Source organism: Tuberibacillus sp. Marseille-P3662 (assembly GCF_900178005.1).
GTDB lineage: Bacteria > Bacillota > Bacilli > Bacillales > Sporolactobacillaceae > Marseille-P3662.
Window position 1 is genome coordinate 256956 of sequence record NZ_FXBS01000003.1, and the last position, 13236, is coordinate 270191.

The 13236-nt window shown below is 42.0% G+C and carries 11 protein-coding genes; all 11 read left to right on the top strand.

Annotated elements, in window-relative coordinates:
- The first annotated feature begins 25 nt into the window (after positions 1-25).
- The 11 genes from B9Y89_RS02740 (at position 26) to B9Y89_RS02790 (ending at position 13173) form a co-directional block, all read left to right on the top strand.
- Complete coding sequence (locus B9Y89_RS02740; protein ID WP_085521288.1) at positions 26-1294, top strand: murein hydrolase activator EnvC family protein; 1269 nt, start codon at positions 26-28, stop codon at positions 1292-1294.
- Between the two features lie 132 nt (positions 1295-1426).
- Positions 1427-2890: a S41 family peptidase gene (locus B9Y89_RS02745; RefSeq protein ID WP_139822682.1), complete on the top strand. Its 1464-nt coding sequence runs from the start codon at positions 1427-1429 to the stop codon at positions 2888-2890.
- A gap of 105 nt (positions 2891-2995) precedes the next feature.
- Complete coding sequence (locus tag B9Y89_RS02750) at positions 2996-4171, top strand: PDZ domain-containing protein (protein ID WP_085521292.1); 1176 nt, start codon at positions 2996-2998, stop codon at positions 4169-4171.
- 33 nt (positions 4172-4204) lie between these two features.
- A complete protein-coding gene (locus B9Y89_RS02755) occupies positions 4205-4417 on the top strand; it encodes a DUF2198 family protein (RefSeq protein WP_176222076.1) in 213 nt (70 codons plus the stop codon).
- Between the two features lie 257 nt (positions 4418-4674).
- Entirely contained in the window at positions 4675-6663 is a 1989-nt protein-coding gene (gene uvrB / locus B9Y89_RS02760) for an excinuclease ABC subunit UvrB (RefSeq protein WP_139822683.1), read from the top strand.
- Between the two features lie 5 nt (positions 6664-6668).
- Complete coding sequence (uvrA, locus tag B9Y89_RS02765; protein ID WP_085521297.1) at positions 6669-9539, top strand: excinuclease ABC subunit UvrA; 2871 nt, start codon at positions 6669-6671, stop codon at positions 9537-9539.
- 255 nt (positions 9540-9794) lie between these two features.
- Entirely contained in the window at positions 9795-9989 is a 195-nt protein-coding gene (locus tag B9Y89_RS02770) for a PspC domain-containing protein (RefSeq protein WP_085521299.1), read from the top strand.
- Entirely contained in the window at positions 9990-10367 is a 378-nt protein-coding gene (locus tag B9Y89_RS02775) for a phage holin family protein (RefSeq protein ID WP_085521301.1), read from the top strand.
- A gap of 93 nt (positions 10368-10460) precedes the next feature.
- Complete coding sequence (gene hprK, locus B9Y89_RS02780; protein ID WP_085521303.1) at positions 10461-11384, top strand: HPr(Ser) kinase/phosphatase; 924 nt, start codon at positions 10461-10463, stop codon at positions 11382-11384.
- A gap of 15 nt (positions 11385-11399) precedes the next feature.
- A complete protein-coding gene (gene lgt / locus B9Y89_RS02785; RefSeq protein ID WP_085521305.1) occupies positions 11400-12209 on the top strand; it encodes a prolipoprotein diacylglyceryl transferase in 810 nt (269 codons plus the stop codon).
- A 22-nt stretch (positions 12210-12231) separates the two neighbouring features.
- Positions 12232-13173 carry a nucleoside recognition domain-containing protein gene (locus B9Y89_RS02790; protein WP_139822684.1) on the top strand — a complete coding sequence of 314 codons (942 nt, stop codon included), beginning with the start codon at positions 12232-12234 and terminating at the stop codon, positions 13171-13173.
- Positions 13174-13236 lie beyond the last annotated feature (63 nt).

A 13236-nucleotide genomic window follows, 5' to 3' on the forward strand; every position in this document is an offset into this window, starting at 1 on the left:
GCAATGGAAGAATAGGGGGAGGAAGATGAGACAATTTTGGCGTAACATCGTGGTTGGCGCGGTGATCGTTTCTATGTTTACGAGCTTTTCTTGGGGAAGCGTCAGTCATGCTGAATCGAAGAAGAAATTAAATAATAAGCTTAATAATATTGAGAAGAAGCAAGATAAGAGTGACGAGAAACTTAGTGGTGCCAAAGACCAATTAGAGAAAAATAAAGAAAAGCAAAAGGACAAGCAGGCAAAAATCGACCAAATTAAAAGCAAAATTTCGACAACTAAAAAGCAAATAACTGATATTGAAGACACGATTGCGAATAACAAAGCAGATATCTCTAGAATGAAGAAGCAGATTAAAAGCATCAAAAAAAGAATCAAAAAACGAACGAAGATTTTGAAAGACCGGATTAAATCGATGTACATAAATGGTGGATCAGTTGATTACTTATCCGTTCTGCTCGGTTCTAATAATTTCGGTGAATTCTTGGATCGCGTGTTTTTTCTAAACAAAATCTCAGATCAAGACAAAAAGATTATTAAGAGTCAGAAAGAAGATAAAGCCGAAGTCGAGAAACAGCAAGCATCGATACAAAAGAAACTGAAAGAAAATCAATCGAAAAAGGCATCCTTAGAATCTCTCAATTCCCAGCTGAGCGATCAAAAAGCGGAACAAAAACGTCTTATGAAGAAACTTGAGGAAGAACAGGGCCATATTGAAAAGATGATCATGACTCAAAAAGAGAAAAAGAAAACCCTTGAGGGTCAAGAGGCTGCGGTACGTCAATTAATTAAGGAAGCCAAGCAACGAGAACAAAGGCGAAAAGCCAACAAGCAAAACAATAGCCCATCGAAACCTGAAGCTTATTCGGCATCATCATCTGACGGTGGAGGTAATGGCATGTTTATTTGGCCAGCCGGAAATCGTGGTGCTATTAGTGATTATTACGGAGCACGTGGCGGAACGCATAAAGGTATTGATATTGCGGTTAATGGTGCTGTTAAAATAAAAGCTGCCCAATCCGGTGTTGTCGCTAGAGCTTATCATTCTAGTAGTTATGGCAATGTTGCATTTATTAACCATAGAATAAATGGGAACATATATACAACAGTCTATGCTCATATGCGTAGTCGCCCAATGGTGAGCAAGGGCCAGAAGGTACAACAAGGTCAACAAATAGGATGGATGGGATCGACAGGTCAGTCGACGGGTCAACATTTACATTTTGAAATCTATAAAGGTCAGTGGACGCCACCACCACATCCAGGTACGGTTAATCCATTGAATTATCTTCCGTAATCAGCGTCATACTTTTCAACCATTCGTCATATAGTATAATATCAATAGTTGGACAGCCTTGGGCTGATTGAATACGGTAGGCATCGCATCTGTTAGGATGTGATGCTTTTTCTTACAAGGAGTGGCAGAGATATGAGATTTACCGGCAAGATTGTTGCCCTGCTAATGGTAGTCTGTCTTATCGTTGGTGCAGCGGGATCGTATGCGGCCATCAATGTATTCGACTTAGGTCAATCTTCTGAATCCGAGATTCATTTAAGTGATGAGGATGGAGAGTCATTTGATTTGCAGAAGGTTGAAGCGGCGGCTGATGTCATTTCTGAAAAGTATTTTCAGAAAGTGGACAAAAAAGATCTGTATAACGGGGCGATTAGAGGCATGATTGAATCGTTGGATGATCCGTTTTCAACGTACATGGATTCTAAAGAAGCGAAACAATTTTCACAACAGTTATCATCCTCATTCTCAGGGATTGGTGTTAAAGTCCAGATGATTAATGGTGCCATGACTATTATGACTACAATGGAGGGAACCCCTGCTGATAAAGCAGGTCTCAGACCGCAAGACCAAATTGTCACAGTGAATGGTGACTCTATCAAGGGTATGAGTCTTTACAAGGCTATTTCGAAAATTAAAGGGAAAAATGGGACAACTGTGGAATTGGGTATTAAGAGAAAGGGTGTTAGTGAACCTATCAACTTTGATATCGATCGGGGCAAGATCAAAGTGGAGACGGTTAAATCCCGTGTGATCACGAAAGAGAAGGAACCAATTGGTTATATCGAAATCACTTCATTTAATGAAAATACTGATGAAGCATTTAAAGAACACTTACAACAACTTGAAAGTCAGGATATCAAAGGGCTGCTCATCGATGTCCGGAGCAATCCCGGAGGTTACTTAGAAAGTGTACTGAACATAGGTAACATCCTATTGCCTAAAGGTTCAACCATTGTCAAAACCCAAGATCGTGCGGGTCAGACGCAATCCTATAAAGTTGAATCAGGTGAAGGTAAATCTTATCCAATGGCACTTCTAATAAATAAAGGCAGTGCATCGGCATCCGAAATTTTAGCAGGAGCTCTAAAAGAGGCCGGCGGTTACCCCGTTATTGGGACACAATCGTTTGGTAAGGGAACGGTACAAACATTGGCTGCCCAGTTTAAAGATAGCAGTGAAATTAAATTAACCGTTCGTAAATGGTTAACGCCAAAAGGCCATTGGATTCATGAAAAAGGGATCGAACCAACGAATAAGTTCAAGCAATCGGCTATGTATTACACACATCCTACCTCCATAAAAGAGGGCAAAGTACTCGGTTATGACGATACAAATGACAAAGTCAGCAACATCCAAAAAATGCTGAAAGGTCTTGGCTATAGTCCAGGTCGCACTGATGGTTACTATAGTAAAGATACGGCAGATGCTGTTCGAGCCTTTCAAAAAGTCAATGACTTGGAGGTTAATGGTTCAGTTGATCAGAAAACGGCCAGCAAATTAGAAATGAAGGTCCTTAACGCGATTGATCAACCTGAGAATGATATGCAGCTACAACAAGGGGTTAATACTTTGCTAGATAAAATTAATCAAGGCTAAGAAGGATGTTAGCTCTTGTGTGTCGAAAGATATCCGTAAGCATGTGTACGGGTATCTTTTTTTCGTTTAAGAAACTTAGTGACAATGCTTGACGGAGGAGACAACATGTTTATAGATATAATTAAAGGGTTACTATCCATCTTCATCAATCCATTTTTCTATTTGCTAATTCTCATTTCATTTTTGGGAGCTTTCCAGCGTGTGAAGCGGGAACGATTATCATTTGGGATAAAAGTCTATGGTGCAGCTAATGTCGTGTTCACGAACCTGATTCCGGGATTATTGGTTGGAATGTTCGCGACAGCTGTTTTAATAGGGCTTGGTGTTGCCTTAGCGCCAGGAGTATTTATCTTATTTATGGGATTCTATATGTTTCTAATCCTCGTTTTACAATTTAGGCTGGCGTCACCGGCTGTCGCCTTTGCTCTTACGATATTTGTGTCTATGCTGCTTCCAGATTGGACAACCCATATGGCTTGGCTTAATCATCTGATTGACGGTATTCAGAACACTGGCCTTCAGTCATTGGGTGGCTTTTTGGTCGTTATTCTGCTATCTGAATGTCTTTTAACAATCATTTGGGGTAGCAAACTCCCCTCACCTCGTTTGATTAATAGTAGAAGGGGGAAGAAAGTCGGGGCTTATGAGGTGAGCCATTATTGGGTGGTGCCTATGGTATTCCTTGTGCCAGGGGGGCCAGTTGGTTTGGATATAGGTTGGTGGCCTTTAGCATCAGGGGATTCGTTTAGTTTTCTGTTGTTCCCTGTAGGTATTGGCTTACAGCAGCTTATTGTCCATACATTACCTGAACAAGCTGTTAAGCGGACAGGGGTTTTGATGGGACTGGCAACATTGATAACAACCGTTACTGTCTTGATAGGAATCGTCTTCGAATTTCATGTCTTGATTGCTTGTGCAGCTGGGTTTGCGCTTATCTTTCATCTATTGCTTGTCTATTATCACCATTATGAGCGGGAAAATCAGCCGTTTTACTTTGTCGATGAAGGCAACGGTCTTCGGGTTGTTGGGATTGTACCGGGGTCCCCTGCTGAAAAAATGGCGGTTAAAATAGGAGAAGTGGTTCATAAAGTTAACGGTGTGCCGATTCAATCGGAAGAAGAATTCTATCATGCTTTACAAATAAATGCGGCCTATTGTCAGTTGGAGATGATTGATTATCAAAATGAACGGCGATTTGTTAGACGGACGATTTATCAGAATGATTGGCATCACATAGGTTTGTTGTTTTTGGAACCCTCACGTCGGGTGAAATCGGCGTAAAGGATTTAATTTAGATAGAGGAGTATTATGGGCATGTGGGCGTTTCTATTATTTTTGTTTGTACCAGGAATAGCGACTGTGTTAGTGATTAGAGTCACTTTCAATTTTTATGTCGGTCCTTTATTGGCTCTGGCATTATTTGGTATAGTGGTTTATAAACTTAATTATCCTTTATGGTATTTGCTTCCCGCCATTCTATCCATCTTAATAGGTGTATGGTTATCTAAGCAAATTCATTCAGATTAATAGCAGGATATCCCTTAAGTCGCTTTTATACTTCTGGGATATCCTTGTTTTATATTAAGGCTGCTTTATAAAATTATAAATTTTGGATGCGGCCCCAAAGCAACAATCGTGTATTAAACAAGTATTTTAAAAAAGGTTGCTAATCTCGAACGCTTGTTCTATAATTAGGTTATATTCATGGGACATAGATGTCATGTCTTGGAATTTGCTCTGAAAGCTATGGTATAATAATGTCTGTAAGTAAAGATTGGAGGCGATTGACCATGGAATTTGAATTGAGTTCCAAATATAAGCCTCAAGGTGACCAACCACAAGCGATTGATGAGCTAGTGGATGGGATTAATAATGGAAAAAGGCATCAAACATTGCTGGGGGCTACAGGTACAGGTAAAACGTTTACGATATCAAACGTTATACAAGAAGTGAATAAGCCAACTCTTGTAGTTGCTCACAATAAGACGTTGGCAGGACAGTTATATAGTGAATTCAAAGAGTTGTTTCCGAACAATGCTGTTGAATATTTCGTTAGCTATTATGACTATTATCAACCTGAAGCCTATGTACCACAGACAGACACATTTATTGAAAAAGACGCTAGTATTAATGACGAAATTGACAAATTACGACACTCGGCAACAAGTGCATTGTTTGAACGTGATGATGTGATTATTGTTGCTAGTGTTTCTTGCATATATGGTTTGGGTTCTCCAGCCGATTACGGATCCATGTTATTATCGCTTAGAACGGGTATGGAAAAAGACCGTGACACGATGTTGCGTGAACTTGTTGATATTCAATATGCACGTAATGACATGAATTTTGTCCGTGGGACATTCCGGGTTCGCGGTGATGTCGTTGAAGTGTTCCCGGCTTCCCGGGATGAACACTGTATTAGAGTTGAATTCTTTGGTGATGAAATCGACCGGATCACGGAAATTGATGCGTTAACAGGCGAAGTCATGGGGACGCGTGATCATGTTGCCATCTTTCCAGCCTCACACTTTGTCACACGTGAAGAAAAGATGAAAAAGGCAATTAAAAATATTGAAGCTGAATTACAAGATACGTTGAAAGCTTTAAAAGAGCAGGATAAATTATTGGAAGCTCAGCGACTTGAGCAGCGCACACGTTATGATTTGGAAATGATGGAAGAAATGGGGTTCTGCTCGGGTATCGAGAACTATTCCCGTCATGTTGCCTTACGTGAGCCAGGTTCGACTCCTTATACTTTACTGGATTATTTTCCGGATGATTTTCTTATGATTGTTGATGAGTCACACGTGACGCTGCCACAAATACGCGGTATGTATAAGGGTGACCAAGCGCGAAAACAAGTTCTAGTTGATCACGGCTTCCGTCTTCCCTCGGCTAAAGACAATCGGCCGTTAGAGTTTGAAGAATTTGAAGACCATATCAACCAAATTTTATATATATCGGCAACCCCGGGTCCTTATGAGTTGGAGCATTCCCCAGAGGTAGTCGAGCAAATCATTCGTCCGACCGGTTTACTTGATCCAACCATTGACGTACGACCCATTGATGGCCAAATTGATGACTTGTTAGGGGAAATCAACAAACGTGCTGAGAAGAATGAACGTGTGCTTGTGACAACCCTAACGAAAAAAATGGCAGAAAACTTAACGGATTACCTTAGTGATATGGGCGTTCGTGTTCGTTGGATGCATTCCGAAATTAAGACGCTTGAACGGCATGAATTGATAAGAGATTTGCGCATGGGAACATATGATGTCCTGGTTGGCATTAACCTGCTTCGAGAAGGCATAGATATTCCAGAAGTATCGTTGGTTGCTATATTGGATGCTGATAAAGAAGGGTTCTTGCGAGCTGAACGTTCTTTGATTCAAACAATTGGCCGCGCAGCGAGAAATGCGAGTGGACATGTTATCATGTATGCGGATCGCATCACTAAGTCAATGGATGTCGCAATCCAAGAAACGGATCGACGTCGTGATTCTCAGCGGGTCTATAATGAAAAATATGATATTACACCACAGACGATTCAAAAGGCAATTCCTGATTTGATTAGCGCTACACAGGTAGCTGAAGATAAGCAAGGTTATGAAGAAAAACAATCTAAATTAGATCCTAAGCAGATGAGTAAAAAGGAACGCGAAAAAGTTATAGATAATCTCGAAAAGAACATGAAGGATGCGGCCAAAGATATGGACTTTGAGCGTGCTGCTGAACTTCGTGATATGATGATTGAGCTCAAAGCGGAAGGATGACCTGAATGGCTTTGGAAAACATCGTCGTTAAAGGGGCGAGAGCCCACAATTTAAAAAATATTGATGTTACGATACCACGTGATCAACTGATTGTTCTGACGGGTCTGTCTGGTTCAGGTAAATCTTCACTAGCATTTGATACGATCTATGCTGAGGGGCAGCGCCGTTATGTAGAATCTTTATCAGCCTATGCCCGTCAATTTCTCGGTCAGATGGATAAACCTGATGTTGATGCCATCGAAGGTCTGTCGCCAGCAATTTCGATAGATCAAAAAACGACAAGTAAAAACCCTCGGTCAACGGTTGGTACGGTTACGGAGATTTATGATTATCTCCGTTTGCTGTATGCACGAATTGGCCGGCCCATTTGTCCCTATCATGACGTTGAAATTGATTCGCAAACCATCGGTGAAATGGCAGATCGCGTGCTTGAACTGCCTGAACGGACAAAAATGCAAGTCCTGGCACCGCTTGTGTCCGGGCGTAAGGGTGAGCATGTTAAATTATTGGAAGACATTAAGAAACAAGGCTATGTTCGGGCACGGGTAGATGGCGAAATTCGTGATGTTGCTGAAGACATTAAGTTAGAAAAAAATAAGAAGCATAATATCGAGGTCGTTATCGACCGGATTGTTGTAAAAGACGGCATAAGATCACGGTTGGCCGATTCACTTGAGACAGCGGCAAGATTGTCTGAAGGGCGAGTCATTGTTGACATTATTGATGGTGATGAACTCCTGTTTAGTGAACACCATGCTTGTCCACATTGTGGCTTTTCCATCGGTGAATTGGAACCGCGTCTGTTTTCATTTAATAGTCCTTTCGGTGCCTGTCCTGCTTGTGACGGTCTAGGGGCAACGTTAGAAGTTGATTTGGACTTAGTTATACCTGATGAAGACAAGACCCTGCGCAATCATGCGATCGTCCCTTGGGAACCGATCAGTTCGCAATATTACCCGCAAATGCTGGAAAGTGTTTGCAACCATTTCGGTATTGATATGGACGAACCGGTCAAAAACTTACCGAAAGATCAAATGGATAAGATCTTATATGGAAGCGGCAAAGAACGTATTCTATTTCGCTATACTAACGATCGCGGTCAAGTTCGAGAAAATATGATTTACTATGAAGGTGTCGTAAACAATATTAGTCGTCGTTATCGCGAAACAGGTTCCGATTTTATTCGTGAACAGATGGAAGGGTTCATGTCAAAAAAAGTGTGTCCGAAATGCCGTGGACACCGTTTGAAGCCGGAAGCACTTGCGGTAAAAGTTGGAGGCAAACATATAGGTGAGGCAACGGACTTGTCGATTAAAGACTCCCGCGATTTTTTCTCATCGCTGTCTTTAACTGAAAAAGAGCAGACTATTGGACAGCTCATTTTACGGGAAATTACGAACCGGACAGGATTCTTAGTCGATGTCGGATTGGATTATCTCACAGTTAGCCGTTCAGCGGGCACTTTATCTGGCGGTGAAGCCCAGCGCATTCGTTTAGCAACGCAAGTCGGATCACGTTTAATGGGTGTTTTGTATATATTAGATGAACCGTCAATTGGTTTGCACCAACGTGACAATGCCCGGTTGATTCGAACACTGGAAAATATGCGTGATGTAGGGAATACTTTGTTGGTTGTCGAACATGATGAAGATACGATGCTCGCGGCTGATCAAATCATTGATATTGGACCAGGAGCAGGGGATCATGGTGGTTGGGTAACCTCCCAAGGGACACCGGAGGCATTAAAGCAAGATGATGCCTCACTAACTGGGCAATACTTGGATGGCAAGAAGTTCATCCCGGTTCCTCAAGAACGGCGTCAAGCAACGAAAAGGGCTTTACGCGTGACGGGGGCTAAAGAAAATAATCTTCAAAATATCAGCGCTGATTTTCCTCTGGGAACCTTTACTTGTGTGACCGGTGTTTCTGGATCGGGAAAAAGTACGCTCGTCAATGATATTTTATTTAAGAGCTTGGCACAGAAGCTTCATGGCCGCAAAGAAAAACCAGGATCATTTAAAACCATCAAGGGAGTTGACGAGCTCGACCGTGTCATTGATATTGATCAATCCCCAATTGGGCGAACACCGCGCTCGAATCCGGCAACCTATACCGGCGTCTTTGACATGATCCGTGATGTCTTTGCCCAGACGAACGAAGCTAAAGTTCGCGGTTATAAGAAAGGACGATTTAGTTTTAATGTTAAAGGCGGGCGTTGTGAAGCCTGCCGTGGTGATGGGATTATCAAAATTGAAATGCATTTCTTGCCTGATGTCTATGTCCCTTGCGAGGTTTGCGATGGTAAACGGTACAATCAAGAAACCTTGGAAGTGACATATAAAGGCAAAACAATTGCAGATGTTTTGGATATGACTGTCGAGCAAGGGCTCGAATTCTTTAAAAACATTCCAAGGATTAAGCGCCGCCTACAACCGCTCAATGATGTCGGGCTAAGTTATATGACGCTTGGTCAGTCGGCTACAACACTATCGGGCGGTGAGGCTCAGCGCGTAAAGCTTGCCTCACAACTGTACCGGCGCACAAAAGGCCGGGCCTTATACATTCTTGATGAGCCGACAACTGGGCTGCATGTCGATGACATTGATCGATTGCTGCAGGTTTTACAGCGTTTGGTGGAGAACGGTGACTCTGTTTTGGTGATTGAGCATAACCTTGATGTGATTAAAACAGCTGATCATCTCATTGATCTCGGTCCTGAAGGCGGTGACGGCGGTGGTTACATTGTGGCTACTGGCACCCCTGAAGTGATTGCTGAAACGCCAAGCTCCTATACAGGTCAATATCTGCAGCCTATCTTAGAGCGGGATAAGAAGCGAATGGAAGAGCGAATAAAAAGCAAAGAAACGGCATTATAATTTTGGGAGGGTGTCCTAAAAGTTTTGAATAACACTTTTGGGCACCCTTTTTGTTATCACTGACCCTCTATTAGTTAACGATTTACGAAGCAGACACGGTTCCTGCATGATGCATTTGCTGATAAGAAGTATGACAATATGGATTAATAAGTTTTCCAACGTTTAAACACTATTCTATATTTAATTGGTATCATGGCTTTTGTTGTATTAGTATAGAATTAAGTACAGGCTAGTGTATGGAGGGGAGATTAAAAAATGAGAAAGTTATATCGTTCACGGCAGAATCGGATTTTTGGCGGTATTCTGGGTGGAATCGGCGAATACTTGCATGTTGATCCGACGGTCATAAGACTCATTTACCTTGTCTTATTTGTCATGACAGGGGGTATTCCGTTAGGCATATTGTATATTGCTTCCTTATTTATTATTCCAGGGGAGGATCCGCATTAAATGTTGAGACATTGGTTGATATCCATTATTGTAAATACAATCTTGTTAATGGTCATTGCCGGCTACATGAATCATTTTCACCTCTCAGGGGTCACGGCAGCCATCATTGCTAGTATTATTCTGTCTTTGTTAAATGTCATTGTTAAACCGGTCTTAATATTGTTGACTTTGCCTGTCACCGTGTTTACTTTGGGACTGTTTTTGTTTATTATCAATGCGGTGACTTTGTCCTTAACGGCTGGCATTATGGGCAATCACTTTATGATTGACGGTTTTGGCAGTGCCATTATAGCTGCTATTGTTATGTCCGTGCTTAATCTTATCACGCAGAACCTAATTATCAAACCAATTTTTGAAAAGAAAAGTAAAGGAGACTGAGGTTAACACGGTTAACCATAGTCTCGTCAAATCTTAATTAATGTTATAAAATAATGATTGGGCAATACAGTTATGAAGGGGGTAAGGGAGAATATGGCAACTGTCATCGTTCAAGAGATTATAGATCAATTTGATTTAGAGATGATTTCGGGTGACTCGGGTATTGATAGAGAAATTGTGACCAGTGATATTTCAAGACCAGGATTGGAAATGGCTGGTTTTTTTACATATTATCCGGCAGAACGGGTGCAACTGTTAGGCAAAACAGAATTATCGTTCTTTAATTCCTTGCCCGATAGTGAGCGAAACGCACGGATGGACCGATTGTGTACATTAGAAACACCATGCATCATCATCACCCGCAATTTGGATATACCTGAAGAACTCATATCGGCAGCTAATGAGGCAGGAATTCCAGTGCTTCGCTCTAAATCAAAAACAACCCATTTAAGCAGTCGAGTGACCAATTATTTGGAAGCACGCTTAGCTCCAATGACATCGGTGCATGGCGTTCTAGTTGATATCTATGGCATCGGTGTACTTCTTACAGGAGCAAGTGGTGTCGGAAAGAGTGAAACGGCGCTTGAGCTTGTGAAACGGGGTCACCGGTTAGTGGCTGATGACTCCGTCGAAATTAGGCAGACAGGCGACAATGATTTGGTGGGTAATGCTCCAGATCTTATCAGGCATCTATTGGAAATCAGGGGGCTTGGTATCATTAATGTAATGACTTTGTTTGGAGCAGGCGCCATTAGGAATTATAAAAAAATCTCAATTACCATGGAACTTGAATTATGGAATGAGCAAAAAATGTATGACCGTTTGGGTCTCGAGGAAGACAAAATTGATTTCATCGACACAACGCTGCCTCGCCTGACGATCCCTGTTAGACCAGGACGAAATCTGTCTGTCATTGTGGAAGTAGCGGCTATGAACTTCCGTCTAAAGCGAATGGGGATTAATACAGCTAAGCAATTTAATGAACGTCTTAACGATGCGATTAAAAATCACGAATAATTTGGAGGTGTCACCGTGAATCAAATCGAACCCTTGGATCGGACCGCCTTTGAACTTGGGCCGATCTCAGTTTATTGGTATGGTATTATTATTGCTTTTGGTGCTTTGTTGGGGCTATTGATAGCTGTTAAAGAATCGCGCCGCCGTGGTTTTCCACAAGATGCCTTTGTTGATTTGGTATTGTTTGCTATTCCGATTTCAATTATTTGTGCGCGTGCATATTATGTGGTATTTAAGTGGGAGTATTATAGCCATCATCTCAGTGAGATCGTTGCTGTCTGGCATGGTGGTATCGCTATTCACGGAGCGTTAATTGGTGCGGTGTTGACTGCAATTATTTATTGTAAAGTGAAAGGCTATTCGTTTTGGTCATTGGCGGATATTGCTGCTCCGAGTATCATCCTTGGTCAAGGGATCGGACGCTGGGGCAATTTTATGAACCAAGAAGCCCATGGTGGTGAAGTATCACGTGCTTTTCTAGAAAATCTTCATCTACCGGATTTTATAGTTAATCAAATGTTTATTGATGGGGCCTATTATGCGCCGACGTTCTTATATGAATCCGTATGGGATATTTTAGGTTTTGTTATTTTAGTCATTTTATGGCGTGTGAATTTGGGGCGCGGAGAAGTGTTTTTGAGTTATATTATTTGGTATTCGATCGGCCGCTTCTTTATCGAAGGCATGCGGACGGATAGTTTAATGTTGACTGACACTCTTAGGATGGCTCAGGCCATTTCCATTGCGCTTATCATCTTAGCCATCGTACTTTGGATTTATCGACGTATGAAAGGCTACTCGAAAACAAACATCTCGGATGAGTAAAGAGACATCTTGGAGGATCCTGATGAACACATTAAAAGTCGGGCTAAAGAATGGCTTGCAAACAACTTGGGCGTTAGGAAAAGTAATATTTCCGATTACGCTGATTATGACGATATTAAGTTATACTGCTGTATTTGATCAGTTGATCCACTGGATCAGCCCGGCGATGCATTGGCTCGGACTACCGGGTGAAGCAGCTGTTCCTTTGGTTTTTGCGAATTGTCTTAACCTATATGCTGGGATCGGTGCTGTGCTTTCTCTTGATTTAACAGTTAAGAGTGTGCTTATTTTAGCAGTGATGATGTCCTTTTCTCATAATCTTTTTATAGAATCAGGGGTCGCAGCTAAGGTTGGTGTCAGACTGTGGGTGATGTTTGCGGTTCGTATCGGGCTAGCCATCGTATCTGCAATTTTGATTGCAAATTTTTGGGATGGCGGTGGGGACATGGCTGAATACGGTATGCTTTCCTCGAGTGAAACAACCGACCCAGTTGGTTGGATGATCGTATGGTCAGGCATTGAAAAAGCCATCGCAGGCATTATTCAACTGGCTGTTATCGTGATTCCCCTAATGATTTTTATTCAGTTTTTAAAAGATAGGCAATGGTTAAAGGTGTTTTCCAGCTGGATGGCACCGATCACTCGGGCTTTAGGTATGAGTTCGAAGACATCAACAACGCTCGCAGCGGGGCTTTTGTTCGGTCTTGCTTATGGTTCGGGAGTCATGATACAGGCGGTCAAAGACGATGGGGTCGATCGGAGAAGCCTGTATTTAGCGTTTATTTTTCTCGTTTCTTGTCATGCTGTTATTGAAGATACACTCGTGTTTGTTCCATTAGGCATTCCTGTTTGGCCGTTGCTACTGATCCGATTTGTTGTTGCGGTGATTCTAACAGGAGCGATTGCTTTTGTTTGGAATCGCAAACGACCGGCAACTAAGCAAGCCAAAGCCAGCAGCTATTGAGGGCACTTTAGCCGTTCCACGAAGTTCGGCCTATTTTTTAGCAGGAAGTCATTAAGGAACACC